This is a genomic window from Acetobacter sp. AN02 (genome assembly GCF_029759835.1).
In the GTDB taxonomy this organism is placed as follows: Bacteria; Pseudomonadota; Alphaproteobacteria; order Acetobacterales; family Acetobacteraceae; genus Acetobacter.
The window spans coordinates 1-24,152 of record NZ_JAJJND010000033.1; the positions used below are offsets into that span (position 1 = coordinate 1).

Below are 24,152 nucleotides of genomic sequence, written 5' to 3' on the forward strand. Positions count from 1 at the left end.
TGACAAGACAAGAAAATCGTTTCTCGCCTTTCTTAACCTCGCAGCCGTAAAATTGTGGCTACCGTCTTTTGTCAACAGAACCTAGGGATCGACTTCATTGAGCTTCAGTGGTGCCCGGCCTTTCCCGCAGCATCGCCGATGATATGGATTCCGGTGGTCAGTCCGCCCGCGGCCGTCCGATCGCCTGACCTGTGCCTGCTTACTGCCACTCAGCCCATACAAGTTGTATTCCTGCCTCCCCCTTTCTAAAGATCAGGCGATGGCGAAATGTTTCATGTTTTGTATATTTCTTGCAATTGAGAATTATTATTAGTATCTCCCGAGCCGGTCCGGGCTGCGGCTCTGAGAGCGGGATTGTGGTTATGCGTTTAAGATTCGGGATGGTTTCCGCTCGCTTTTCTCTGGCGGTCATGCTGATGGCGGGCTGTTGCGTGTCCCCTGCCCTTGCGGCTTCGGTGCAGTCTGATGCTGATTCTGCGAAGAAAAAGGAGGAGGCGGGCGTTTCCTCATCCGTGAAGGAGGATATTCTGGTCCGGGCGCAGCGTCGGAACCGGATGGAGGTTTCCGGCGGCGGGCAGCTTGGTGCGCTCGGGACAAAGAAAGGGCTGGACGTTCCGTTTAATATCCGCAGCTATAATTCCAGTATTATTCTTAATCAGCAGGCGCAGACCCTTGGTGAGGTTCTGGATAACGATCCGACTGTCAGAACCACGCTTGGCTACGGCAATTTTTCCGAGATGTTTATTGTCCGTGGCCTGCCGGTTTACGGAGATGATATTGCGATTGACGGGCTTTATGGCGTCGTTCCTCGCCAGCTTGTCTCTCCGCAGCCTTATGATCAGGTTCAGATCCTCAATGGTGCCAGTGCGTTTCTGAACGGTGCCGCGCCGTCCGGGACGGCGATTGGCGGAAACATCAATCTTCTTCTCAAGAAAGCTGAAAAGACTGATCTCAGCCGTCTGACGGCCAACTATACCAGCAATGGCCAGGGGGGGGGCGCGGCGGATTTCAGCCGTCGTTTCGGCCGGGATAAGGCGTTCGGGTTCCGGCTGAATGCTGCGGGGATGGACGGGCAGACGGCGATTGATCATGAGCGCAGGCACGATGTTGCCGTCAGCGGCACGCTGGACTGGCACAGTGATGCGACACGTATCAGCCTGAGCATGAATTATCAGAATCAGTATGTTCGTCAGGGGCGTGGCGAGGTTTTCCTTGGGACGGATGTCGGGGTTCCCCGTGCTGCCGCGCCTTCCGTGAATTTCAGCCCGCGCTGGACCTATGCTGATCTGAATTACCTGTTCGGGGTTCTCAGTGCCGAGCATGATTTCGGGAAGCACATTACGGTTTATGGCGCTTTTGGCGGGCTGAGCAGTGATGAGAAGGGTAATTACTCGAACCTGACCGTGACTGATGCGGCCACCGGGGATGGCACGCTGGGCAGCATGTATGTTCCGTATCAGCAGACGAACGAGAGTATGCGGGCCGGGATGCGGGCGCATTTCGACACCGGGCCTGTAAAGCATGAGATCAATGCGGGCGGTTCATCTCTGTGGGAGCATCAGTCCACGGCCTATTCGATGTTTTTCAATCCTTCCTCTCCGGTTTATGGAAATCTCTATTCCACGTCGCGAGCTGAAGCACCTGTTCAGAACTGGATTGGCGGAAACACGAAAAATCCGACGCGTTCGAATTACAGCAATCTGTGGAGTTTGTTTTTCTCGGATACGATGAGTTTCTGGCATGACCGGATCGCCCTGACCGGGGGCTTCCGGTATCAGCGGATTTACCAGAACAGCTATAATTATTCCGGAGATGGCAGCCGGAGTTCCCATTATGATGAAGGGGCTTTCACGCCGGTTGTCGGGCTTGTCGTTCATCCGACACGCCGGACCTCGATCTATTTCAACCGGATCGAGGGGCTGGCGCAGGGGCAGCAGGCTTCCGGAAATGTCGTTAATCTGGGGCAGGTTTTCTCGCCCACACGCAGCCTTCAGTATGAGGTGGGCGTGAAGTATGACACCGGTCGTTTCATGACATCTCTGGCGTTCTATCAGGTGACGCAGCCCAATTCCTACACCGAGGCGTTCGGGGATTCCGGTCAGATGATTTTCCGGATGGACGGGCAGCAGCGCAATCGCGGTATGGAACTGACGGTGAATGGCGAGATTGTCCGTGGTCTGCGGTTCAATGGTGGTATTACGCTGATTGATGCTGATCTGCGCCGGACGGCGGGCGGTGTGAATGACGGGAATACGGCGATCGGCGTTCCGAATTACAGCATCAACGGAAATCTGGAATATGATCTTCCGTTCCTGAAAGGTGTGACGCTGGTCGGGCGTGTCGTGAATACCGGAAAGCAGTGGGTGAATGTCGGGAATACGGCGCATCTTCCGGTCTGGACGCGGTTTGATCTGGGCACGCGTTATACGTTCCTTGTGGCCCGCAGGGCGCTGACGGCGCGGTTTGGTGTGGATAATCTTGCGAACAGCCGTTACTGGGCCTCTGCTTTTAATGGCTATCTTACGCAGGGAACGCCCAGGACATTCAAGTTCTCCCTGACGGCGGACCTGTAAGACGGATGAGGGATTATCCGCCACGTCTTGTCGGGATAATTCTCCTGTGGATTGCGCTTGTTTTCTGGTTTTCCGCGCTTCGTAACGTGCTTTCCCTTCCTGATGAGCAGGCGGGGCAGCTCTGTCTTCTTGCGGCCTCCGCGCTGTCTGCACCCGTGATGATCTGGCCGTTTGTGACGCAGAGCCGCCGTCTGGCAGCGCTGGTGCCGCTTGCTCTGGTGTTTACCGGGGGTTTTGTCCTGATGTGCTCTCTGTAATGCAGTTCATCACCCCTGCCCGTCGTGCGCGTCTGGCCTGGTTTCATACTCAGGCCGGAATTTTCCTTGGCTGGCTTACGTTTATCATTTTTCTTGCGGGCACGTTATCGCTGGCGGATGTCGAGCTGACGCGCTGGATGCAGCCGGAGACGGCTGTCATTCCGGACGGGGCTGTTCTCAGTGATGCTGCTCTGGACAGGGCTGTTCAGATTTTGCGGGAAGATGAGAAGGCCGGGCGTCCGCGGAGTTTCATCCGGCTGCCGGAGCCTCGTGATCCTGCGCTGCATATCCTGCATTTTAATGGCCATGCGTTTACGGGTTCTGTTATTGATCCGCGTGACGGGCGGACCGTTCCGGCGCGGGATACGGAAGGCGGCGTATTTTTCTTTAATTTTCATTACACGCTGCGTCTTCCCTATACCATCGGGGAGCCACTGGTTTCCTTTATTACCCTTGCGACCGGTCTGATGATCCTGTCGGGTGTCCTGCTTCAGATCGGGCGGATGATTCCGGATTATTTTACGCTGCGCCTGAAGGCATCGCGTCCGAGGTTTCTTCTGGATCTGCATCTGCTGTCGGGCACGGTGATGCTTCCTTTCCATATTATCATTACCTGGACAGGACTTGTTCTGATGACGGGGAATGCGTTTCCGTTCATTCCCGTAAGGCTTCCGCATCGTCCTCCGCAGGTGTCCGGGTCCTTTGTTCCGGCGGCTTCTCTGGGGCCGGTGCTGCGTGAGTTCCGGCAGCGCTCCGGCAATGCACCCGGGTATATTATTTTTTCTCCGGGTAAAATTACGGTTTACGGACTGGGTTCCGGAGAGATCAGCGCCGTGCGGGAGCCGCTTGATTTTGACGGGCGGACCGGCCGTCTGCTGCCGGGGGATACGAAGCCTGCCGGGCTGACGGACGGGATCACGCGTCTGGCCTGGGGATTGCATCTTGCGCGGAATATGGGGACGGTTCTGCTGTGTCTGTGGTTTACGGGCGGGGTTCTGTCCACGGTGATGATTGCAAGCGGGCTGATTTATTACACGACGCTGCGGCGGCGCCGGAACGTGTCTTCGGCCCCTGGTGTGGCTGAGCGGCTGTGTCCGGGGGCGGTCGGGGGCGCTGTCGTGGCTTTTTTCGTCTATCTTCTGCTCAATCACACCCTGCCTGCGGATATGCCGGGGCGGCGCGGGTTTGAGACGAATGGTTTTTTCCTTGCCTGGGTGATGTGCTGTCTGGCGGGGTTTCTGCCGTTTGCGCGTGTGGTTGCGGGACGGTTCGTGTGGTCCCGTCTGGTCTGGCAGGCTGTTCTGGCTCTGGCCGGGATTACGGGGCTGTGTGTGGTTGTGTCTGATGCCGTGATTGTGCTGGGCGGGCTGTGGCTGCACGGGGTACGGCTGGTGATCAACGGTCTGTGTTTTGTGACGGCTCTGTCCTGCCTTGCGGGGGTGTACGGGCTGAGACGCCATCGGGTGTCATGATGTCTGTGGCGGTGGCTGTTCTTCTGCCGGGGTGTCTGCTCTGGGGCTGCAGTCTGCCTTATGTGCGGGATATTGCAGGATTTTCTGTGAAATATCCCTGCAGACGGAAGAAGTATCTCTTTCGTCTGGCGGGGGGGCTGGTTCTTCTGGCTGCCCTGCCCTTGTGTCCTGCTCCGTCCGTTGCGGCCGGAATTGCGATGTGGGTGATGCTGATCTCTCTGGTCAGCTTTCTCTGTGCTCTGGGTCTGGGGTTTGTGCGCGCGATGCGCTGAGGCTCTGCTGCAGTTCCATGTCGAGGGTTCTGATCAGCTCTGCGGCGGGCATCGCGCGGATGAGCGGAGCGCCCTGCCCTGCCCAGTATGCTCCGAACTCTGCAACGCCCAGGGCTTTTGCTGCGGCATTGAGGGCTTTTCCGGCGTCATAGGCTCTGGGGTAGTCCGGCAGGGTTCCGGGGAGTGGTTCCATTGCGGTGAAGGGGCCGGACAGCGCGCGGGCCGGGCGGCCGGAGATGGCGGATGTCAGGCGTGTGTGTGCGGCGGCGGGGCTGGTCAGGGCTTTTCTGTATCCGGCATCGGCTGCGGATTCCGGGCAGAGGAGGAAGGCGGTTCCGAGCTGTGCGCCTGCTGCTCCGAGGCTGAGGGCGGCGGCGATCCCTGCCCCGTCCATGATCCCGCCTGCGGCGATGACCGGGCAGCTGGTCTGGCGTGTCAGGATGCGGGTGAGTGTGGCGGTGCTTAGCGTGTCGTCCGGTTCTTCCGGATTAAAGATGCCGCGATGGCCGCCGGCCTCGATCCCCTGGGCGATGAGCATGTCGATGCCTGCGGCCTGTGCGGCCCGGGCTTCTGCGGGGTTTGTGACGCTGGCGAGGAGGAGTGCGCCGGTCTGACGGAGGGCTGTCAGGACATCGGCGGGCGGGAGTCCGAAATGGAAGCTGATGACGGCCGGTTTTTCCCTGATCAGCATAGCGATCATATCCGGGTCGTCTGCGAGGCTTCTGTAGATGGTCCGCAGGGTTTGCGGGGGCTGTGCATTGAATTGTCCGAAGAGCGGTGCGAGCGTGCGGAGCCAGGCGGTTTCCCGTGCCGGGTCTTCCTGCGGGGTTTTGTGAACGAACAGATTGACGCCGAAGGGACGCGCGGTTCTCTCCCGTGTCCGTGCGATCATCATGCGTGCGTCATCCGCGTTGCACGCACCGAGGCCGAGGGAGCCGAGCGCACCGGATTCCGAGACGGCGGCGGCCAGTTCGGGGGTGGAGACACCGGCCATCGGGGCCTGGATGACGGGGAGTGAGAGGGAGAGACGTTCGGTGAGGGCTGTCATGATGCGGCCTCGGCTTCTTCCGTTTTCGGCTGAGTATATCAGGCGATGAAGAGTCCGGCGATGGCGGCGGCGGTCAGGTTCGAGAGCGTTCCCGAGAGTACGGCGCGAGGTCCGAGGCGGGCGACTTCCGGTCTGGCGGGCGGGTGCTGGCTTCCAAAGGCGCCGATCAGCACACCGACGGAGGAGAGGTTTGCGAAGCCGCAGACGGCGAAGGAGGCGATGGCGAGGGTCTGTGTGCTCAGGGCGTGTGTGCGGATGAGCGGTGCGAGGTCGCTGTAGGCGACGAATTCGTTGACGGCGAGTTTGGTGCCGATGATCCCGGCCAGGGTGCGGCATTCGTTCCAGGGGACGCCGAGGATCCAGACCAGGGGGCGGAGGAAGAAGCCGAACAGGTCGCTCAGCGTCAGGCCTGGCAGACCGGCTTTTGTTCCGGCGATCCCGAGCAGCGCGTTGACCAGCGCGATGAAGCTGATGAAGGCGATGAGCATTGTTGCCACGGACACCGCGATGCCGAGGCCGTTTGTGGCGCCTGTTGCCAGGGCATCGAAGAGGCTGGCCGTGCGGGTTTCCTCGTGCTGTATGATCTGCGCCGTGTTCTGTGCGGCCCTGTCCGATGGCATGAGGATTTTCGCGAACAGGATTCCCCCGGGCATGGCCATGAGCGAGGCGGCGAGGAGATATTCCATCGGGATTCCGAGGCCTGCATAGGCGGCGAGCATCGACATGGCGATGGAGGATGTTCCGCTCGACATGGCGCAGAACAGTTCCGTGCGGCTGAGCGTCGGGAGATACGGGCGGATGGCTACGGGGATTTCCGTCTGTCCGAGGAACATGGCCATGACGGCGGAGAAGCCTTCGAGCGGTGTGATCCCGAGCAGGCGTGTTAAGGCCGATCCGAGCAGGCGTGCGACGGCCTGCATGAGGCCGAAATGGTAGAGCACGGAGATCAGGGCGCTGAGCCAGATGATCTGCGGCAGGACGTGCAGGGCGAAGATGAAGTCTGCCGAGGGGATCAGCCGTGCGATATCGGGTCCGGCGAGGGCTCCGAAGACGAAATCGATCCCGGCATGTCCGAAGCTCAGTATCCATGTCATGCCGTGTGCGGCGGCGGCCAGTGCGCTCCGTCCTGCGGCGCTGCCGAGCATGAGCATTCCGGCGAGGATCTGGCACAGCAGCGCGGGCGCCGTGACGCGCAGTCGGATGGCGCGTCTGTTTTCCGAGCAGAGGACCGCGATGAGGATCAGGACAAGGATGCCGGTGAGCGGGCGCGGGTGGAATGTCATCCTGGTCCTGTATTCCGGTTTCGGGTTCAGTCCAGCACATATCCGTTCCGGAAGCGAGACGGAGTGCTGTGTTTGTCCGGTGCGTTGAGGGGGCGGTGCTGTGTCATTTCATGACTGCATTGCGGGTGCTGAGGGTAATTCCGCATTCTGACATTGAATTTTCTGTCCATCGGGAGTTTAACGTCCCCTGTTCATGTCAGCAGGACAGGCAGATGGGACTGGAAACTCAGGCCGGCGATCTTCGTAAGTCGGGCCGGATCCGTCATTTCCGTGAAACGGCGAAGATGACCACTTCTGAATGGCGGAAGAAGGCCATTTACTGGAGTGCCTGTATTGCTGTCGGGTGTGCTGCCGTTGTGTTTGCGGCGGGAGCTGATGAGGCGGCGGCCCTGCGGCATAAGGTTCTGGAGATCAGTCCCTGGCTGATGCTGGTTCTGACGCCGGGCGGTCTGGCGCTTTCGAGCTGGCTGACTCGGAGTTATTTCCGCGGGGCGCAGGGCAGCGGTATTCCTCAGGCGATTGCGTGTATTTACATCGAGGACCCGCGGACGGTGAACCGGGTTCTGTCGTTGCGGATTGCGGCGGCGAAGATGCTTCTGACCTGTTTCGGTCTGTTTTCCGGGGCATCGATCGGGCGTGAGGGGCCGACGGTTCAGGTTGGTGCCGCGATCATGAACACGGTGGGCCGTGTGACGCAGCTTCGTGATGCGGTCGGGCGCAATGCTCTGGTTCTTGCGGGCGGGGCTGCCGGTGTGGCGGCGGCGTTCAACACGCCTCTTGCGGGGATCGTGTTCGGAATCGAGGAGCTGGCGCATTCCTTTGAGCAGCGGACGAGCGGCACGATGCTGACGGGTGTTGTCCTGTCGGGTGTGACGGCGATCGCGCTTGTGGGGAATTACACCTATTTCGGGCATACCGATGCGATCGTCCCTGTGGGCGTGAGCTGGCTGGCCGTGATTATCTGCGGTGTGATGGGCGGTGTGACGGGGGGTCTGTTCTCCGCGCTGCTGCTGCGGATGTCTTCGGGGCTGCCGGGGATTGCGGGGCGGTTCGTGCGGGAGCGTCCGGTTCTTTTTGCGGCTCTGTGTGGTCTGGTTCTGGCGTTTATCGGTCTGATTTCCGGCGGAATGACCTATGGCACGGGGTATGCTCAGGCACGTGCGATCATTCAGGGCGAGGAGCATTATCCGGCGTCCTACTTCGTTCTGAAGTATCTGGCGACGATCGTGTCCTACTGTTCGGGTATTCCGGGCGGGCTTTTTGCGCCTTCCCTTTCTGTCGGTGCGGGTATGGGGGGATGGGTTGCCCAGTTCCTGCCGCATACGACGCCGGGGGCTGTGGTTCTTCTCGGGACGGTGGCGTATTTTTCTGCCGTGGTTCAGTCTCCGCTGACGGCGAGTGTGATTGTCATGGAGATGTGTGACAATCAGCAGATCACGCTGGCGCTTCTGGCGAGTGCGTTTCTGGCGTTCTGGATTTCAAGAATGATCTGCCGTCAGCCGCTTTACGGTGGCCTGGCCGAGCGTTTCCTGCATTCCGTGGATGAGAAGGCGGAGGCGCGGCTGAAGAAGGCGCATGAGTGCGATCAGTGAGCTTTGGGCGGGTCCCGGGACGGGATTCCGGGGCTCAGTCTGTGCTGCCTTTTTCTTCCATCGCGGCCTTTTCCTTTTCCCATGAGACCCCGAGATAGGCGCTGAGCACGTCTGTTACGGTTCCGTCCATTCTGATCATTCCGTTTTCCATCCAGATCAGGCGGTTGCACCAGCGGTCGAGGATTGTGGGACTGTGGCTGGAGAGGACCATGATTTCCGACTGGTCCACCATTCCACCGAGGCGTTCTCCGGCTCTTCTGAGGAACCATCCGTCTCCGGCCATGATCCATTCATCCATGATGAGGATCTGGGGCATGATGGCCGTTGCCAGTCCGAAGGCGAGCCGGACGGACATACCGGAGCTCCATGCATTTATGGGCAGGTCCATGAACGGGCCGAGATCCGAGAACTCTTCCACATCCCGCTCAACCTCCTTTCCTGCGGCGGCGGAGAGGCCGTGAAAGAGGCAGCGGAGGCGGATGTTCTCGCGTCCCGTGAGAAGGGGGTTCATGCCCAGGGATGTATCGAGGAGAGTGCCGAGGCGGCCTCTGACCTGCACCCTTCCCTTCACGGGTTCATAGATTCCGGCGAGTGCGCGCAGGAGCGTGGTTTTTCCTGCGCCGTTGCGCCCGACGAGTCCGAGGCGGTCTCCGGGGCGGAGTGAGAAGCTGACGGTCCTGAGGGCTTCCACGGCGGCGCGTCCGCGTTCGTCGTGTCCGAAGCGGTCTGTCAGTCCCTGTTTTGCGTACTGCTTCAGGGAGCGGGCGTCTCCGTGGTACAGCGGGAAGGAGATGGAGAGGTCCGTGACATCGATGCTGGCCATGTTCGTCAGACCCAGTATGAGATTCGTGCGCGGACGCGGGCGAAGAGGATGACGGCGAGGCCCCACAGCATGGCGCTGTAGAACAGGGCCGCGAGCCAGATGGACGGCCTGATGTGATCGTTCATGATCGGGGCGCGGACGATTTCGATCAGGGGATAGGCCGGGTCCAGAAGCATGTACTGTCGTCCGAGATAGATCAGTTCGGGCCGCCACAGGATGGGGGTGATGAAGAACAGGATCTGCATGATGCTGGCCATGACCGGGGACACGTCCCTGAAGCGGGCTCCGAGAACGCCGCACAGCAGGCCGATGGCGAATGTGTCTGTAATGAAGACGATCAGGCTGGCGGGGATTTCCCAGGTGAGTCTGGGAGTTATTCCGAAGATCAGGAAGAGCACGGCGATGACGGGCACGCTGTGCAGGAAGGTGAGCAGGGCGCGGACGCAGATGCGGCTGACGTGAACGGAGAGCGGCATCCTCATGGAATGGATCATGCCGTGGGCGTTACTGAACACGCTGCATCCGTCCGAGACGACCATGTTGAGCCAGGCCCACAGGATGAGGGAAAAGGACAGGAACGGCAGGTAGACCCGCAGGTTTGTGTGGAACAGCGTTCCGTAGAGCGTTCCCATCGCGGCCACGGTGATGGCGGTTGTGAGTGTGAGCCAGAACGGGCCGAGCATGGAGCCGCGGTATCGCAGGCGGATATCGAGCCATCCGAGGGCGTAGCTCAGGCGGTACAGCCTTGCGCCTTCAGTGATGTCTTTCCAGGCCAGATGCAGTTTCGCGAGTCCGCGACCGGGATACAGGTCGAGGGATGGTTCTTCTTCTGCGGTCACGGACCTGGCGAGGGCCGTCTGTGTCTGCGGCGTGGTGTTCATTCTCCGGCGATTAAAGAACCGGCGGGTACAGCGCAAGGAGTCCGGCCTGATCCGTGTGTCGGCTTCTGTCTGCTTTGTCTGCAAGCGCTGCGAGGCGGATGCTGGCTTTATTTCCGAGCTGTCTGATCTGTCCGAGGGAGAACCATGCGGCTTCGAGCGCGTCGTCTGCGGCGCGGATCGTAGCTGAGCTGTCCGGAACGGGTGTGCAGGTTATGACGAGGACGACGTAGTGAAACTGCACGTCTCCGCTTTCTGTAAGGTGGATGCTGTCGAAGGCGCTGAGCAGGCCGGTGGCCGTGGCCTCTGCACCGGTTTCTTCCCGGAGTTCGCGGATGGCGGCGTCTGCGAATGTCTCTCCGGATTCGATTTTACCGCCGGGGAAGCCCCACAGCCCTCTGTCCGGCTCCTTTGCGCGCCGGACGAGGAGGAAATGTCCGTCCCCGGGGCGCTGCAGGACCGCGAGGACAGCGCTTACGGGTCTGGTGCCTTTTGAGGGGGTGGCTTCAGGCATCGGCGGGGGTGATGTCATCGAGCCTGTCGAGGTCCCGAAGCTGCGGGAAGAATTTCATCCACACGGCGGCGACGATCAGGGTTCCGACGCCGCCTGCGACGACGGAGGGGACCGTTCCGATGGCTGTTGCGAGCATTCCGCTTTCGAACTCGCCCAGCTGATTGGAGGAGCCGATGAACAGCATGTTCACGGCCGAGACGCGGCCGCGCATGGAGTCCGGGGTGCGGAGCTGGACCAGGGCGCCGCGCACCATCACGCTGATGACGTCTGCCGCGCCCAGGATCGCAAGCGCGATGACGGAGACGAAGACCGAGGTGGACACTGCGAAGACGATGGTTGCGAGGCCGAAGATATAGACGGAGATGAACATTTTCATCCCGGCATGTCTTTTGATCTGCCACACGGACAGCACCCCGGCCATGGCGACGGCGCCCATTGCAGGGGCGGCCCTGAGCAGGCCGAGGCCGACAGGACCGGCATGCAGGATATCTCCGGCATAGGCCGGGAGCATGGCTGTGGCGCCGCCGAGGAGGACGGCGAACAGGTCCAGCGAGATGGCGCCGAGCATGGCGGGCTGTTTTCTGAGGAAGTCGATGCCGCCGAAGACGCTCTGCAGTGTCATGGGCTGGCGGGCCTTGCCTGTGCCCTGTCCTCTGAGCGGGAGCATGAAGGCTGAGCATGCGGCGAGTGCGAAGCCTGCGGCACAGATGGCATAGCAGAAATCGGCGCCGAAGCCGTAGAGCAGTCCGCCGAGCGAAGGGCCTGCGACCAGGGCGGTCTGGAACATCGAGGACGAGATTGCCGTGGCTTTGGGGAAGAGGGATGCGGGCACGAGGGTTGGCAGGAAGGTTTGCTGTGCGGGCATTTCAAAGGAGCGGCAGACGCCGAACATCATGACTGCGAGATAGATGCCCCCTGCCCCCAGCATGTGCTCGTATGAGGTGATGGCGAGGATGACTGCGCAGATCATTTCCACGATCTGAGCGGTGATGACGATGCGACGACGGCTGAACTGGTCTGCGACGTGTCCGGCGGGAAAGACGAGCGCGACCATGGGGAGGAACTGCGCGAGTCCGACGAAGCCCAGCGCTGCGGTGCTGTGTGTGAGGGCATATATCTGCCAGCCCACCGCGACGGCCTGGATCTGGGATGCAAAGGCCGAGAGCGTGCGCCCGCCGATACAGAACCGGAAGCCCGGGATGGATGAGAGAGAGGCCACGCCTTGGGTCTCGGGGATCATGTGCGGGCACTCCCTGTTCAGCACTTTTCCGGTACGGATACACGGGATAGCGGTTACGAAGCGTGTCTGCAAAAAATTATAAACCACTACCCTGCAATAAAAGGAACCATTGTATATTTATTCTGTTACTGCACAGATAACCGGGAGATGTCTCCCGACTGGAAAATCCGTGGATCCGAATCTTGTTCAGTTCAAGAAAGGCGTTCTGGAACTTTGTGTTCTGGCTGTTCTCTCTCAGTCGGATTCCTATGGCTATGACATTGCCAGCCGTCTTTCCGACGCGATCGGGATGGGAGAGGGAACGATCTATCCCCTGATGCGCAGGATGCAGAAGGAGGGGCTGGTCTCGACCTATTTTGTTGAGTCGTCCTCCGGTCCTCCCCGCAAGTATTACACGCTGACGGAGGCCGGGCGGGTGAGCCTGGACGTCCAGCGGGAGGCCTGGGAAGGGTTTTCCGTGGCGGTTACGGCCATTCTCAGGCCGCCGGATTCCGGGAAACCTCCTGACGGTAGAGGGGTTCCCTTTCCTCTTATTGTTAAACGATCCGAGTAGAGCGCGGTCCGGTTGCTGGCCACACTGAGGTTTCCGGTTATGAACATGACAGGCAGACAGATATTTCTCGACAGGCTTCGGACCGGGCTCCGAGGGCTTCCTTCTGAGGTGATTGAGGACACGGTTGCGGAATATGCCGCGCATTTTGATGCCGGGCTGGCTGCAGGGCATTCCGAGGCTGATATTGCGGCCAGTCTGGGGGATCCGGAGCGCCTGGCGCGGGAGATTCGGGCTGAGGACGGGGTCCGTCAGTGGAAGAGCACGCCGGGGCCTTCTGCGGCGATACGTGCCGTGTTCGGAATTATCGGGCTGGTTGCGGTTGATATTCTGATCGTGCTTCCGTTCCTGCTGTCCGGCGGCGCCATTATTCTGGGGCTGTTTCTTGTGGCTTTTGTGGTGTGTCTGGCCGGGACTCTGCTTCTGCCTCTGGCGGTCATGAGTCTGTCTCCGGTGCAGGGGGACTGGCTGCAGGGCGTGCTTATGAGCCTTGGTCTTGCGAGCGGTGGGGCTGCTGTTGCCACGCTGTGCGTTCTCGTCACGGTTCTGACCATCAATCTTCTGATCCGGTTCGGGCGGACACATTATCGTGTCGTTGCCCCCGCCGTTTCCTGACCGGGGAGGAACTCACATGATCCGGGGTCTTGTTCTTTTTGCTTCCGGCTGTGCGGCCGTCTCCGTTTCCTGCTTCGTCCTTGCGGATCTGCGCGGGCCTGTGATGCCGGGGATTGCGCATGTGATGTGGCCTGTCGGGGAGGGCCATGGTTCCGTGGAGTCCGGTCCGCGCGTGAGCCGCGATATTCCGTGGGGCGGCGGGGATCACCTCACGTTCAGTCTGGCTGCGCGGATTATCGTGCGTCAGGGGGACAGGCCGTCGATTTCCGTGATCGGGCCGAAGGCTCTGACGGAGCATATCATTCTGGAGGGCAGTGATCTCAAGACGGATGGCAGTGATCCGGGCTGGCTGGGTAAGCTGCTGGCGCATAGTCACGCCCGCAATGTCATTGTGACGGTGACGGCCCCTGCCCTGACGGGACTTTCCCTTAATGGCACGGGCAGTCTGGAACTGCAGGATTTTAATCATGAGAAGCTGAGCCTGAACATCAACGGTGCAGGTGATGTGAAGGGGCATGGCAGGGCCGGGAAGGTTTCCGTGGAGATTGACGGGGCCGGATCGGTTGATCTGGCATCAATGGCGGTTACTGATCTGAGTGTTGCGATTGATGGGGCCGGGTCCGTGAAGGCGGGACCGTCGGGCAATGCGGTTGTATCGATTGACGGGGCCGGGTCCGTGATTCTGACGCGCAGGCCTGCCTCTCTTGTGAAAACGGTTGATGGTCTGGGTGAGATTGTCGTGAAGGACGGCAGGACGGCCGGGACTGATCATCCGAAGCATGACGACGATCATGATGACGACGATGACGACCACAAGGACACGTCTCTCTGAGGTCGGGTTCGTTCCGGTGTTGCAAGGCGGGGTCTGTCGCGCCACAAGCAGCCTGTCTGTCTGTGCTGTCAGGGGAGCTGCCGCGTCATGGCCGTGAATTATGCTACCGTTACATGGGATCAGCTTCATCGTGATGCCCGTCTTCTTGCCGAGGAGCTGATGAAGACGGGTCCGTTCCGGGGGATTGTCGCGATTACCCGTGGCGGGCTTATTCCTGCCGCGATCATTGCGCGCGAGCTGGACTGCCGTCTGATCGAGTGCATGTCTGTCGTCACCTATGATGAAGAGGACCGCAGCGAGCCGATGATCATCAAGCAGCCTGAGGCTGCCGGTGATGGCGAGGGGTTTCTGATCATTGATGATCTGGTGGATTCCGGCGTGACGGCGAAGGCTGTCCGGGCGCGGCTTCCGAAGGCGTATTTCGCGTGTCTTTACGCCAAGCCTGCTGGCAAGCCGCTGACGGACCGGTTTGTGGTTGAGGTGGCTCAGGACACCTGGGTTCTGTTTCCCTGGGACACGGCGCCGCTGTTTGTGCCGCCGCTTGCGAAGAAGCCTCTGCCTGCGGCGGAGTGACGCGTGATGACGTCATCTGATTCTCCTGTGTCTCTTCCGGCCACCGAGGCGGCTGATCCTGTTTTCGAGTCGCTTGATTCCTGGCCTGTTGCGGCCCAGCTCGGGGCTTTGTGGCAGTCTCAGCTTGCTGCTGTGGCGGCGATCGGCCCTGCCCTGCCCTCTCTTGCCCTGGCGGTTGAGGCGGCTTTGCCGCGTCTGCAGGCGGGGGGGAGTCTGGTTTATGCCGGGGCCGGAAGTTCTGCCCGGCTTGGTACCCAGGACGGGGCCGAGCTTGAGCCGACCTTTGACTGGCCTGCCGAGCGGGTTGTGTATCTGATTGCCGGTGGTCCTCAGGCACTGACACGGGCGGTTGAAAATGCGGAGGATGATCGTGCTGCCGGGCAGGATGCGGTCAGGGCGGCGGGGATACGCTCCCAGGATGTGGTGATCGGGGTGGCGGCCAGCGGGCGGACGCCGTTTACGATCGGCTGTCTTGAGGAGGCCCGGCGGCTTGGTGCGCTGACGATCGGGGTGGTGAATTCTCCTGCGGCTCCACTGCTGGAGGTTACGGATCATCCGGTGACGGTTCTGACGGGATCGGAGCCGGTTGCGGGCTCGACCAGGATGAAGGCGGGCACGGCTCAGAAGGTTGTTCTCAATCTGCTTTCCACGGCTCTGATGACCGGGCTTGGCCGTGTGTGGCGCGGGCGGATGGTGGACATGCGGGCGCGCAACGAGAAGCTGCGGCAGCGTGCGATTCGGATGGTCTGTGTCCTGACGGGATGTGCGGAGGATGTGGCATCCGATGCGCTGGGGCAGACGGATTACCGCATCAAACCGGCGATTCTGGTGGTCAGCGGACTGACGCCCGCACGGGCGGCTGCGTGTCTTGAGGAAGCGGGCGGGCGGCTTCGCGAGGCTTTTACCATTTCAGGGGTTGCAAGCCGCTCGCGGGAGACTTAATTTCCGCGCCAGTCGGGGTGTGGCGCAGCCTGGTAGCGCGCGTGTTTTGGGTACATGAGGCCCCCGGTTCGAATCCGGGCTCCCCGACCATTGAATTGAGGCTGTGTCGTATTCTTTACCCGGGATTTTCCTTTCCTGTGGTATGTGTGATGCGGAACCGGTTATCGGAGGGTTACTGTGCAGGCACGGATTTACAGGCAGGCGAAACCGGCCGGGCAGTCTGGTCTTGCGGGGACTCACACCTGGATTCTGGATTACGGGCAGTCCGCGCAGCGCCATCAGGAGCCTCTGATGGGCTGGACCGGCAGCGCTGATACGCAGTCCCAGATCCGTCTGAAATTTCCGTCCTGTGAGTCTGCCGTGGCTTATGCGGAAAAATATTCCATTCCGCATGTTGTGGAGCAGCCTGCTCTGCGTATTCGCAAGCCCAAGGTCTATGCGGATAATTTTGCGGCGGGTCGTATCATGAACTGGACCCACTGACGGGTTCTGTTTCTCCTGCGCGCCCTTAGCTCAGTTGGATAGAGCAACAGCCTTCTAAGCTGTGGGTCGCTGGTTCGAATCCAGCAGGGCGCGCCACGTTTTTCCCCCTATTTTCTGCTCTGGCGTTCAGTTTTCCGTGTGTGTGCTGCGGCGTATATCCGGATAGACTGCAGGTCTGTTTTCTGCGGCTGTGTGACTGCGCTCATGAGCGGATGGCCGGAGGCCTGTGACTGCTGCCGGGCCCTGCGGGGTTTTCCCGGTAGTGTCTGCCCGGCCCTGATGAAAGGTCAGCGAGAAATGGATCATACGAAACTCGGCTCCACAGGGCTTGATATTTCCCGTCTGTGCCTCGGGTGCATGACGTATGGCGAGCCTTCTGAGGGGGCTCATTCCTGGACGCTTGATGAGGAAGCCAGTCGTCCGATCATCCGCCATGCGGTTGAGAGCGGCATCAATTTCTTTGACACGGCGAACAGCTATTCCGCCGGGACGTCCGAGAAGATTGTCGGGCGGCTGCTTAAAGAGTTTACCCGGCGGGATGAGGTTGTGATTGCCACCAAGGTTTTCTTTCCCGAGGGGGCTGGTAATGCGCCGACGGGTCCGAATCGCAGGGGGCTGTCGCGCAAGGCGATCATGACGGAGATTGACGCCAGTCTTTCGCGGCTGGGCGTTGATTATGTTGATCTTTATCAGATCCACCGCTGGGATCCGTCCACGCCTGTGGAGGAGACGATGGAAGCGCTGCATGATGTGGTGAAGGCTGGCAAGGCCCGTTACATCGGCGCGTCCTCCATGGCTGCGTGGCAATTTTCCAAGGCTCAGGCTGTGGCGCGGGAGAATGGCTGGACGCGGTTCGTGACCATGCAGAACTACGTCAATCTTCTGTATCGCGAGGAAGAGCGGGAGATGATCCCGCTGTGTCTGGATCAGGGGGTTGGACTGCTTCCGTGGAGTCCTCTGGCGCGTGGTCGTCTGACGCGCAGCCCCGGCACGCAGACGAAGCGCAGCGAGAGCGATACGTACGGCAAGTCTCTCTATGAGGCGACGGAAGAGGCTGACGGGAAGGTTATCGCGGCTGTGGAGGCTGTTGCGAAGGCGCGCGGTGTGCCGATGGCCCAGGTTGCGCTGGCCTGGATTCTGGCGAAATCCGGGGTTTCAGCACCGATTGTCGGGGCTTCCCGGGCGGGGCATCTGGATGATGCGGTGGCGGCTCTGGAGCTTCGTCTGACCTCTGAGGAGATTGCGGAGCTGGAGCGGCATTATGTGCCGCATGTTGTGACGGGGTTCTGATCCCTTTCGGGGATCAGGGTTACGGGTCCAGGGCCAGGCTGATGTGGTGCTGACGTTCATCGACGACTTCGATGCCGCTCAGAGAGAGGGTCTGTCCGTTATCCGCAAAGCGGAGTGTGAGCAGGCCTTCCGAAAGCATGGCCGAGCGTGCGAGAGAGATCTGGAGCGCTCCGGGGCTTTGCAGCACGGATGTGACGGTGACCGGGCCTGACAGGCGGATCGGTGTTGTCAGGAGCAGGCCGAGCGGGTTTCTGCTCAGCCCCATATGTGTGACGGAGCCGTTTGTTCCGTCTCTGAAGGTCAGTTTCCCGTCTCCGGCCTGCAGGTCCGTTCCCTGTGGCCAGGTGTAGCTGAGGTGGAGGTGGCCGGGGGTGTAGTCCATGACGCCCCTGCCCGTCCCGCCTCCGGGCCATGTCTGTGTGAAGCCGCGGCTGAGGGATGTGATGCTGTTCAGGCTGGTCTGGACGCGCTCTGCCGCGGCTCTTTCCGCGGGCGGGAGTGATCCGAGGCTGCCTGGCTGTGCGCATGCGCTGAGGGCCAGTGCGGCGGTCCCCAGGACGAGGCGTGCGGAGAGCCGGGTCCGTTTCATCCGCGGGCTGCTTCTTCGGGGGTGCGCAGCGTGAGCGAGAGGGCGTGCAGTCCGGTTGCGAATTCCTCTGCCAGCAGGGCATGGACCATTTTCGAGCGGGCGATGCGTGTCATGCCTTCGAAGGCGGGGCTGACGATCGTCATGTTAAAATGTGTCTCCGAGGCGCCTGCGTCGGGTCCGCGCGTCATGGGGGCGTGGTGTGCGTGGCGTGCGCTGTCGTCCTTTATGGTGACTGACTGCGGTTTCAGATGCTCTGTGAGCTGTCTGTTCATGCGTTCTGCGCGGATTCCGGCTGTCATGATCCTGCCTGCCCTGGTGTGTGAAAAGAACGCGGCTGCGTTCTCCGGGCTTGCACGCCCTGCCTGTAGGAACACATAACATCATCATGGCAAGACGGAACACTCGACATCGCGCTTTCGCGCCTGACCCGGATGCGCCTGAGAGGTGCTGTGACAGGGAGGGCTGTACGGAATCGGCGGGCTATCGCGCGCCGCGGTCACGCACGTCGCTGAATGAGTATTACTGGTTCTGCCTTGAGCATGTGCGGGAGTACAATGCGAGGTGGGATTATTACAAGGGCATGTCTCCGGGGCAGATTGAGGCGCAGCTTCGTGCGGACACGTCCTGGGATCGTCCTTCCTGGAAGCTGGGGCATGTCGGGCGTCAGGCGTTCCGGGAGGAGGATGTTCTTGATCCTCTCGATATTCTGAATTCCTCTGCCCGGGCCCGGGCGCAGCGGAAGAAGAAGGCGCGGGAGGCCGCCCATCGTGCTCCGGAGCCGCTGCGTGAGCCGTTGCGGACGATGGGGCTGGACTGGCCGGTCTCTTTCGAAGATGTGAAAGCGCGTTATAAAACGCTGGCGAAGCAGCATCATCCTGATGCCAATCATGGCAGCCGGGAGGCTGAGGAGCGTCTGAAGCTCATAAATGTTGCCTATACCGCCCTGCGTGTTCATTTTACGACGCAGGCAGACCCTGGCCTGAAACAGACGGCCTGATTTTTCCGGACGGATTGAGAATGACCCCGCAGACATCTGAACTCCCTCCCATTTCCGCGATTTCCGAGCCGGACAAGGCTGTTTCCGCCCGGGAGGTTTTCGGGATCGACAGTGATCTGATCGTTCCGGCCTATTCCGTGAGGACGGATCATGTGCCTGAGCAGGACCCGTCCTATCAGTTCGATCATGACACCACGATTGCCATTCTGGCGGGGTTTACGTTCAATCGCCGTGTGATGGTTCAGGGGTTTCACGGGACCGGCAAGTCGTCTCATATCGAGCAGATTGCGGCCCGGCTGAACTGGCCCTGCGTGCGGATCAATCTCGACAGTCATATTTCGCGTATTGATCTGATCGGCAAGGATGCGATCGTTGTCCGGGACGGGCAGCAGGTGACGGAGTTCCGTGAGGGGCTTCTGCCGTGGTGTCTGCAGAATCCCTGTGCCCTGATTTTTGATGAGTATGATGCGGGCCGTCCGGATGTGATGTTCGTGATCCAGCGTGTTCTGGAGACCGAGGGCTATCTGACGCTTCTGGATCAGAACCGTGTCATCCGTCCGAATCCCTTTTTCCGTCTGTTCGCGACGGCCAACACGATCGGTCTTGGCGATACGACGGGGCTTTATCACGGGACGCAGCAGATCAATCAGGGGCAGATGGATCGCTGGAACATCGTGACCTCCCTGAATTATCTGCCTGCGGCTCAGGAGGTCGGGATCATCATGTCCAAGATGAAGCTTGATCCGAAGGATGAGGCTCTGCGCCGGAAGGTTGAGAGCATGGTTGCTCTGGCCGGTCTGACGCGTTCGGGCTTCATGGCGGGGGATCTGTCCACGGTCATGTCTCCGCGCACGGTGATTGCCTGGGCGGAGAACGAGAAGATTTTCAACGATCTGGCCTATGCGTTCCGGGTGACGTTCCTCAACAAGTGTGATGAGGCCGAGCGGTCCACCGTTGCTGAGTATTATCAGCGCTGCTTCAACACCAACCCGTTCGGGAAGCAGGGTCTGAAGTAAGGTCTGTCTGATGAGCGGAAATCCTCGCAACGGCAGTCGTGCCGCTTCCCGTGCCGAGGCTGCCGCGCAGTCTGAGGCGTTCCGCCGTGCGACGATCGGTGCGTCGCGTGCGCTTGGCGGTCGCGGGGATACGGAGGTTACGTTCCATACGGGGATTCCGGCCGGGGCTGATGCGACGGCTCATGGGAATACGATCCGCCTTCCCCAGCCTTCACGGCATGTGACGCCGGAGGAGATGACGCAGATCCGGGCGGCTGCGGATGCTCAGGCGCTGCGTATCCGGCATCATGATCCGGATATTCATCAGGCGCGGGTTCCTGCGGAGGTTCCGGCGCGTTCGGCTTATGACGCGCTGGAGCAGGCGCGTGTGGAGGTTCTGGGATCGCGGCACATGCTGGGTGTTGCGGCCAATCTTCAGGCGCGGTTTGAGGAGATGATCGGGGAGTCCGGTCTGGAGCATGTGGCGTCTCCTTCCGAGGTTCCGGTGCCTCTGGCCCTGCATGTTCTGGCGCGGGAGCGGCTGACGGGTGTTCCTGCGCCTGAGGGTGTGCGTGATATTCTGGCGCAGTGGGAGCAGACCCTTCCGGAGGAGGCGCGGGCGGCGCTGAGTGATCTTCCTGCGTCCCTGCCCGATCAGACGGAGTTTGCGCGGATTACGCGGCGGCTTCTGACGGCGTGTGAGCTGACCGAGGCTGAGACGGAGACGGCTGAGCAAGCGGATGACGGGACGGATGCCGGTGATGCGGCTGATCCCGGGCTTCCGGATGAGGAGCAGCCTGAGTCTGACGAGCAGGAGGTTCCGCAGGAGGAGCAGGAGGCAGTTACCGATCCGCAGCTTATGGATGGCATGGGCGAGACGGGAGATCCGGATCAGTCTTCCGAGCAGGCGGCCGAGGAGGAGGCTCAGGAGGGCGACGGGCGTCCTTCCGGACAGCGCGGGGATGACAAGGTTCGCGGGGATGAGCCTGTTTCGGCCTATCGTGCCTGGACTGAGGATTATGACGAGGAGACGCCGGCTGAGGATCTGTGTGAGCCGGAGGAGATGGCGCGGCTGAGGCAGCAGCTGGATATTCATCTTTCCCGGATGCAGGGGGTGATTTCCCGTCTGGCCAACAGGCTTCAGCGCAAGCTTCAGGCGCAGCAGACCCGTGGGTGGGATTTCGATCTTGAGGAAGGCATTCTGGATGCCAGCCGTCTGGCCAGAATCGTGGCCAATCCGCTTCTGTCCCTGTCGTATAAGCGTGAGCGTGAGACGGATTTCCGGGATACGGTTGTGACGCTTCTGCTGGATAATTCCGGTTCGATGCGCGGGCGTCCTATTTCCGTTGCAGCGATGTGCGGGGATATTCTGGCCCGGACACTGGAGCGCTGTGGCGTGAAGGTTGAGATTCTGGGCTTTACGACGCGAGCCTGGAAGGGTGGTCAGTCCCGTGAGAAATGGGTTCAGGCGGGCAAGCCCCCCTCTCCGGGGCGGCTGAATGATCTGCGGCATATTATTTACAAGGCTGCGGATACGCCCTGGCGGCGGGCGAAGCAGAATCTTGGTCTGATGCTGCGCGAGGGGCTTCTGAAGGAGAACATCGACGGTGAGGCTCTGCTCTGGGCTTACCGGCGTCTGCGGTCCCGGCCTGAGCAGCGGCGTATTCTGATGGTGATTTCCGATGGTGCGCCGGTGGATGACAGCACGCTGTCGGTTAATCCGGCGTCCTATCTTGAGGATCACCTGCGCGAGGTGATCGGCTGGCTTGAGAGCAAGCGGAGCATTGAGCTTGTGGCGATTGGCATCGGGCATGACGTGACCCGGTACTATCGCCGGGCCGTTACGATTTCCGATCCTGAGGAGCTGGGCGGGACGATGATGCAGGAGCTGTCTGATCTGTTTGATGAGCAGACAGCCCGGGGGAAAGGACGCTCAGCGCGCTGAGCGTTCCCCTGCCCTTTTCAGGAGTGCATCCATAAAGCGGTCCGTATCCGCTTCTGTTGTCCTGTGATTGACGATGGCGCAGCGGATGGCGCGGCGGCCGTTGATGGTTGTTGCCGAAGGGGCTGCGACGCCGCTTTCCTGGATATCTCGCACCAGTTCGCTGTTGAGTTCATCGGAAAGGGCGTCGGGCGCCCGGACGCGGAAGCAGACGATGTTGAGCGTGACCGGGGCCAGCAGTTCCAGTTCCGGCTCCTGTCTGATCCGGTCTGCGAGGTGGCGGGCGACGGCGCAGCATCCCGAGACCATCTGCCCCAGGCGTTCTGTTCCGAAGGTTGCCAGTGTCATCCAGACTTTCAGGGCACGGAAACCACGGGAGAGGTCGGGTCCGAAATCGCAGAACCAGGGAGATCCGGCGGCGAGGCCGCGTGTTTCCCGTGAGAGATAGGCCAGGTTCTGTGCGAAGGTTGCGCGGTGCTGTATTGCGTCCCGGATGATGATGCAGCCTGCGTCGTAGGGCACCTGTCCCCATTTGTGGAAATCGAGCGCGAGGCTGTCTGCCCGTTCGATTCCTGCGAGCATCGGGGCGAGATCGGGAGAAAGTCTGGCCAGGGCGCCGAAGGCTCCGTCCACGTGGAACCAGAGATTTTCCTCTTTCGCGATATCTGCCAGTTCGTTCAGCGGATCGATGGAGCCTGTATCGACGGTTCCTGCGCTGCCGGTCAGCATGAAGGGCTCTCTGCCTGCGGCGCGGTCTTCCCGGATGGCAGCACGCAGTTTCTGCGTATCCATCCGAAAGTTTTCATCTGCGGGGATAAGACGCAGCGCTTCCGTTCCGAGGCCTGCCATATCAAAGCCGCGCGAGATACAGCCATGGGCGGTGACGGCGGCGTATCCTGTCAGCGGGCGTCCGTTCAGACCTGATCTGCGGATATCCGCTCCGTTGCTGACGGCGCGCGTGGCGGTGAGGATAGCGATGAAATTAGCCATCGACGAGCCGGTGACGAGGACACCGGAGCTGTCTTCCGGGAGGCCTGCCATCTGTGCTGTCCAGCGCAGGACTGTGCGTTCCAGTTCCACCGGTGCCTGATCCCGTCCGCCGAGATTGGCATTCAGGCCTGCGGCCAGCATTTCCGCCAGCATACCCTGCAGTGTTCCGCCGCCATGGACCCAGCCCATGAAGCCGGGATGACGGTTTCCGACGGCATAGGGCAGGATGTGGCTGGTAAAGCGGCTGTAGAGTTCTTTCGGGTCATGTCCCTGCTCCGGGCAGGGCTGCGTACGGATTTCAGAGCGGATTTCGTCCGGGAGGGACTGCCAGACGGGTCCGTCGCGCAGGGACATGACGCTGTCGAACATATCGTCCAGCATTCTGTGTCCCAGCGCACGGAGATCGGCGAGTTCCGTTTCGTCCGGATCGAGACTGTGAGAGCCGGCCTGGGTCAATGACGTATCCTTTCTATGCCCTGCACGGGAGCGCAGGGCACTCGTACGTCATATTCCCGGAAACTTCAAAGTCTGTTTCTCAGAACAGGGCGGAGACCAGGGATGACGATCCTGAGGAATCCCCGAACAGGCTGAGGATGCTGTTTGAGGAGCCGTCCGCGCCGTAGAGCGAGAGCATGGTTGCCGGTTTGGATGAGGGCTGCGGATTGATCTGCAGCATGGCGAGGTAGCGTTCCGCGTATTGTTTGATCTTCTCCGGAGTTGAGAAGTCTGATGTCTTGACGACCTTACTGAGCATCCGGACCTGCTGATCGTAGCTCAGGGCGCCGAACGTGGTCGGATCGAAGCCGGAGACGGTTTCCACGACCTTCAGGAGTTTTGTATCGCCCATGATGTTCGTCAGATTCATCGAGTCTGTCATGGTCCGTGTGAAATACAGAGCGTTTCCGACGCCGGAATCGTCTTCGTTCAGCGAGTCCTCAAACTGATTTTTCTGGAATTTCGTGATGATGGCGCTGATTTTATCTGCGGTTCCGAAGGGCTGATCCGCGGCTGATGTGGAGGATGACGTTCCCTGCCAGGCCGAGAAGTCCTTGGCGAATGCGATCCAGGTCGGGTTTTTTGACTTTGCGGCAACCGACGTGTCTGAGGTCGGGTCCTGCGTCATGAGAGCCTTTACGAGAGCGCGGGAGTTCTGGAGCGATCCGAGGTTATAGGCACCCAGTACGACGGTCAGGGCCTTGTAGTTGTTCAGCAGATCGTCTGCCGTTTTGATTTCCGGGGCGATTTTCCTGAACTGCCCGACTTCTCCGAGCGTCTGGGCGTCGGTTTTGGCATAGGTGTCTGAATATTTGTCCTCATCCTTCTCGTAGAGAGTGTTATGTACTTTCGTGCGTGAGTGTTTCAGAACGGATGGATGAATACTGCACGCAAACCGTATCCGTCT

Annotated in this window: 24 protein-coding genes, 2 tRNA genes and 1 pseudogene; 17 read left to right on the forward strand and 10 right to left on the reverse strand. The window is 60.6% G+C overall.

Annotated features, from left to right (window positions below; all coding sequences use genetic code 11):
- Window positions 1-362: 362 nt before the first annotated feature.
- Genes LOC54_RS05780 through LOC54_RS05795 form a run of 4 tightly spaced genes read left to right on the forward strand, consistent with a single transcriptional unit; the run spans window position 363 to window position 4,574 of the window.
- A complete protein-coding gene (locus LOC54_RS05780) occupies window positions 363-2,573 on the forward strand; it encodes a TonB-dependent receptor (RefSeq protein ID WP_279312883.1) in 2,211 nt (736 codons plus the stop codon).
- A 5-nt stretch (window positions 2,574-2,578) separates the two neighbouring features.
- Window positions 2,579-2,830 (forward strand): hypothetical protein, encoded by a 252-nt coding sequence (locus tag LOC54_RS05785; RefSeq protein ID WP_279312884.1) that lies wholly within the window; start codon window positions 2,579-2,581, stop codon window positions 2,828-2,830.
- Entirely contained in the window at window positions 2,830-4,302 is a 1,473-nt protein-coding gene (locus tag LOC54_RS05790; RefSeq protein ID WP_279312885.1) for a PepSY-associated TM helix domain-containing protein, read from the forward strand. The genes LOC54_RS05785 and LOC54_RS05790 overlap by 1 nt, the downstream gene beginning before the upstream one ends.
- A gap of 11 nt (window positions 4,303-4,313) precedes the next feature.
- Window positions 4,314-4,574: a hypothetical protein gene (locus tag LOC54_RS05795; protein ID WP_279312886.1), complete on the forward strand. Its 261-nt coding sequence runs from the start codon at window positions 4,314-4,316 to the stop codon at window positions 4,572-4,574.
- Here LOC54_RS05795 and LOC54_RS05800 read toward each other — a convergent pair.
- Window positions 4,525-5,622, reverse strand: coding sequence for a nitronate monooxygenase (locus tag LOC54_RS05800; RefSeq protein ID WP_279312887.1), 1,098 nt, complete (start codon window positions 5,620-5,622; stop codon window positions 4,525-4,527). The genes LOC54_RS05795 and LOC54_RS05800 overlap by 50 nt on opposite strands.
- 38 nt (window positions 5,623-5,660) lie before the next feature.
- Window positions 5,661-6,905: a NupC/NupG family nucleoside CNT transporter gene (locus LOC54_RS05805; RefSeq protein WP_279312888.1), complete on the reverse strand. Its 1,245-nt coding sequence runs from the start codon at window positions 6,903-6,905 to the stop codon at window positions 5,661-5,663.
- Between the two features lie 425 nt (window positions 6,906-7,330).
- Between LOC54_RS05805 and LOC54_RS05810 the strand changes: the two are divergent.
- Window positions 7,331-8,377, forward strand: a pseudogene (locus tag LOC54_RS05810) (chloride channel protein); the annotation flags it as partial.
- A gap of 154 nt (window positions 8,378-8,531) precedes the next feature.
- On the opposite strand, the gene LOC54_RS05815 reads toward LOC54_RS05810, so the two are convergent.
- Genes LOC54_RS05815 through LOC54_RS05830 form a run of 4 tightly spaced genes read right to left on the reverse strand, consistent with a single transcriptional unit; the run spans window position 8,532 to window position 11,952 of the window.
- Window positions 8,532-9,320, reverse strand: coding sequence for an ABC transporter ATP-binding protein (locus LOC54_RS05815; protein ID WP_279312890.1), 789 nt, complete (start codon window positions 9,318-9,320; stop codon window positions 8,532-8,534).
- Window positions 9,321-9,325: 5 nt separating this feature from the next.
- On the reverse strand, window positions 9,326-10,201 hold the full coding sequence (locus LOC54_RS05820) for an ABC transporter permease (protein WP_279312891.1): 876 nt from the start codon (window positions 10,199-10,201) through the stop codon (window positions 9,326-9,328).
- Window positions 10,202-10,211: 10 nt separating this feature from the next.
- Window positions 10,212-10,730, reverse strand: a complete 519-nt coding sequence (locus LOC54_RS05825; protein WP_279312892.1) for an NUDIX hydrolase — start codon at window positions 10,728-10,730, stop codon at window positions 10,212-10,214.
- Window positions 10,705-11,952: an MFS transporter gene (locus LOC54_RS05830; protein WP_279312893.1), complete on the reverse strand. Its 1,248-nt coding sequence runs from the start codon at window positions 11,950-11,952 to the stop codon at window positions 10,705-10,707. Before LOC54_RS05830 ends, LOC54_RS05825 begins: the two co-directional genes overlap by 26 nt.
- Before the next feature lie 169 nt (window positions 11,953-12,121).
- Between LOC54_RS05830 and LOC54_RS05835 the strand changes: the two genes are divergently transcribed.
- The 9 genes from LOC54_RS05835 to LOC54_RS05875 all read left to right on the forward strand — a co-directional run bounded on the left by LOC54_RS05835 (window position 12,122) and on the right by LOC54_RS05875 (window position 17,237).
- A complete protein-coding gene (locus LOC54_RS05835) occupies window positions 12,122-12,505 on the forward strand; it encodes a PadR family transcriptional regulator (protein ID WP_279312894.1) in 384 nt (127 codons plus the stop codon).
- 39 nt (window positions 12,506-12,544) lie between these two features.
- Entirely contained in the window at window positions 12,545-13,117 is a 573-nt protein-coding gene (locus LOC54_RS05840; protein WP_279312895.1) for a DUF1700 domain-containing protein, read from the forward strand.
- Between the two features lie 16 nt (window positions 13,118-13,133).
- Window positions 13,134-13,949 carry a GIN domain-containing protein gene (locus tag LOC54_RS05845; protein WP_279312896.1) on the forward strand — a complete coding sequence of 272 codons (816 nt, stop codon included), beginning with the start codon at window positions 13,134-13,136 and terminating at the stop codon, window positions 13,947-13,949.
- 87 nt (window positions 13,950-14,036) lie between these two features.
- On the forward strand, window positions 14,037-14,522 hold the full coding sequence (gene gpt / locus LOC54_RS05850; RefSeq protein WP_279312897.1) for a xanthine phosphoribosyltransferase: 486 nt from the start codon (window positions 14,037-14,039) through the stop codon (window positions 14,520-14,522).
- Between the two features lie 6 nt (window positions 14,523-14,528).
- Window positions 14,529-15,464, forward strand: coding sequence for an N-acetylmuramic acid 6-phosphate etherase (locus LOC54_RS05855; protein WP_279312898.1), 936 nt, complete (start codon window positions 14,529-14,531; stop codon window positions 15,462-15,464).
- Window positions 15,465-15,477: 13 nt separating this feature from the next.
- Window positions 15,478-15,554 (forward strand) — tRNA-Pro (locus LOC54_RS05860).
- 87 nt (window positions 15,555-15,641) lie between these two features.
- Complete coding sequence (locus LOC54_RS05865; RefSeq protein WP_279312899.1) at window positions 15,642-15,947, forward strand: ETC complex I subunit; 306 nt, start codon at window positions 15,642-15,644, stop codon at window positions 15,945-15,947.
- Between the two features lie 19 nt (window positions 15,948-15,966).
- A tRNA-Arg gene (locus LOC54_RS05870) sits at window positions 15,967-16,043 on the forward strand.
- Between the two features lie 201 nt (window positions 16,044-16,244).
- Window positions 16,245-17,237, forward strand: a complete 993-nt coding sequence (locus tag LOC54_RS05875) for an aldo/keto reductase (protein WP_279312900.1) — start codon at window positions 16,245-16,247, stop codon at window positions 17,235-17,237.
- Window positions 17,238-17,256: 19 nt separating this feature from the next.
- Here LOC54_RS05875 and LOC54_RS05880 read toward each other — a convergent pair whose 3' ends face one another.
- A complete protein-coding gene (locus tag LOC54_RS05880; protein ID WP_279312901.1) occupies window positions 17,257-17,826 on the reverse strand; it encodes an outer membrane lipoprotein carrier protein LolA in 570 nt (189 codons plus the stop codon).
- Window positions 17,823-18,125 carry a BolA family protein gene (locus tag LOC54_RS05885; RefSeq protein ID WP_408740303.1) on the reverse strand — a complete coding sequence of 101 codons (303 nt, stop codon included), beginning with the start codon at window positions 18,123-18,125 and terminating at the stop codon, window positions 17,823-17,825. Before LOC54_RS05885 ends, LOC54_RS05880 begins: the two co-directional genes overlap by 4 nt.
- 83 nt (window positions 18,126-18,208) lie before the next feature.
- Between LOC54_RS05885 and LOC54_RS05890 the strand changes: the two genes are divergently transcribed.
- Genes LOC54_RS05890 through LOC54_RS05900 form a run of 3 tightly spaced genes read left to right on the forward strand, consistent with a single transcriptional unit; the run spans window position 18,209 to window position 21,763 of the window.
- The gene (locus tag LOC54_RS05890; RefSeq protein WP_279312905.1) at window positions 18,209-18,823 is read left to right on the forward strand and encodes a DnaJ domain-containing protein; all 615 of its coding nucleotides are present in this window, start codon (window positions 18,209-18,211) and stop codon (window positions 18,821-18,823) included.
- Window positions 18,824-18,843: 20 nt separating this feature from the next.
- Complete coding sequence (locus LOC54_RS05895; RefSeq protein WP_279312902.1) at window positions 18,844-19,839, forward strand: AAA family ATPase; 996 nt, start codon at window positions 18,844-18,846, stop codon at window positions 19,837-19,839.
- A gap of 10 nt (window positions 19,840-19,849) precedes the next feature.
- Entirely contained in the window at window positions 19,850-21,763 is a 1,914-nt protein-coding gene (locus LOC54_RS05900) for a cobaltochelatase CobT-related protein (protein ID WP_279312903.1), read from the forward strand.
- On the opposite strand, the gene LOC54_RS05905 is transcribed toward LOC54_RS05900, so the two are convergent.
- Both LOC54_RS05905 and LOC54_RS05910 read right to left on the reverse strand, forming a co-directional pair.
- On the reverse strand, window positions 21,752-23,131 hold the full coding sequence (locus tag LOC54_RS05905) for an aspartate aminotransferase family protein (protein ID WP_279312906.1): 1,380 nt from the start codon (window positions 23,129-23,131) through the stop codon (window positions 21,752-21,754). The two genes, LOC54_RS05900 and LOC54_RS05905, sit on opposite strands and share 12 nt — an antisense overlap.
- Window positions 23,132-23,285: 154 nt before the next feature.
- Complete coding sequence (locus LOC54_RS05910) at window positions 23,286-24,146, reverse strand: DUF1217 domain-containing protein (protein ID WP_279312907.1); 861 nt, start codon at window positions 24,144-24,146, stop codon at window positions 23,286-23,288.
- Between the last annotated feature and the right edge of the window lie 6 nt (window positions 24,147-24,152).

Coding starts and splice junctions, on each gene's coding strand:
- LOC54_RS05780 (WP_279312883.1), top strand. CDS start 363: ATGCGTTTAAGATTCGGGATGGTTTCCGCTCGCTTTTCTCTGGCGGTC.
- LOC54_RS05785 (WP_279312884.1), top strand. CDS start 2,579: ATGAGGGATTATCCGCCACGTCTTGTCGGGATAATTCTCCTGTGGATT.
- LOC54_RS05790 (WP_279312885.1), top strand. CDS start 2,830: ATGCAGTTCATCACCCCTGCCCGTCGTGCGCGTCTGGCCTGGTTTCAT.
- LOC54_RS05800 (WP_279312887.1), bottom strand. CDS start 5,622: ATGACAGCCCTCACCGAACGTCTCTCCCTCTCACTCCCCGTCATCCAG.
- LOC54_RS05805 (WP_279312888.1), bottom strand. CDS start 6,905: ATGACATTCCACCCGCGCCCGCTCACCGGCATCCTTGTCCTGATCCTC.
- LOC54_RS05815 (WP_279312890.1), bottom strand. CDS start 9,320: ATGGCCAGCATCGATGTCACGGACCTCTCCATCTCCTTCCCGCTGTAC.
- LOC54_RS05820 (WP_279312891.1), bottom strand. CDS start 10,201: ATGAACACCACGCCGCAGACACAGACGGCCCTCGCCAGGTCCGTGACC.
- LOC54_RS05825 (WP_279312892.1), bottom strand. CDS start 10,730: ATGACATCACCCCCGCCGATGCCTGAAGCCACCCCCTCAAAAGGCACC.
- LOC54_RS05830 (WP_279312893.1), bottom strand. CDS start 11,952: ATGATCCCCGAGACCCAAGGCGTGGCCTCTCTCTCATCCATCCCGGGC.
- LOC54_RS05840 (WP_279312895.1), top strand. CDS start 12,545: ATGAACATGACAGGCAGACAGATATTTCTCGACAGGCTTCGGACCGGG.
- LOC54_RS05845 (WP_279312896.1), top strand. CDS start 13,134: ATGATCCGGGGTCTTGTTCTTTTTGCTTCCGGCTGTGCGGCCGTCTCC.
- gpt (WP_279312897.1), top strand. CDS start 14,037: ATGGCCGTGAATTATGCTACCGTTACATGGGATCAGCTTCATCGTGAT.
- LOC54_RS05855 (WP_279312898.1), top strand. CDS start 14,529: ATGACGTCATCTGATTCTCCTGTGTCTCTTCCGGCCACCGAGGCGGCT.
- LOC54_RS05875 (WP_279312900.1), top strand. CDS start 16,245: ATGGATCATACGAAACTCGGCTCCACAGGGCTTGATATTTCCCGTCTG.
- LOC54_RS05880 (WP_279312901.1), bottom strand. CDS start 17,826: ATGAAACGGACCCGGCTCTCCGCACGCCTCGTCCTGGGGACCGCCGCA.
- LOC54_RS05885 (WP_408740303.1), bottom strand. CDS start 18,125: ATGACAGCCGGAATCCGCGCAGAACGCATGAACAGACAGCTCACAGAG.
- LOC54_RS05895 (WP_279312902.1), top strand. CDS start 18,844: ATGACCCCGCAGACATCTGAACTCCCTCCCATTTCCGCGATTTCCGAG.
- LOC54_RS05900 (WP_279312903.1), top strand. CDS start 19,850: ATGAGCGGAAATCCTCGCAACGGCAGTCGTGCCGCTTCCCGTGCCGAG.
- LOC54_RS05905 (WP_279312906.1), bottom strand. CDS start 23,131: ATGCTGGACGATATGTTCGACAGCGTCATGTCCCTGCGCGACGGACCC.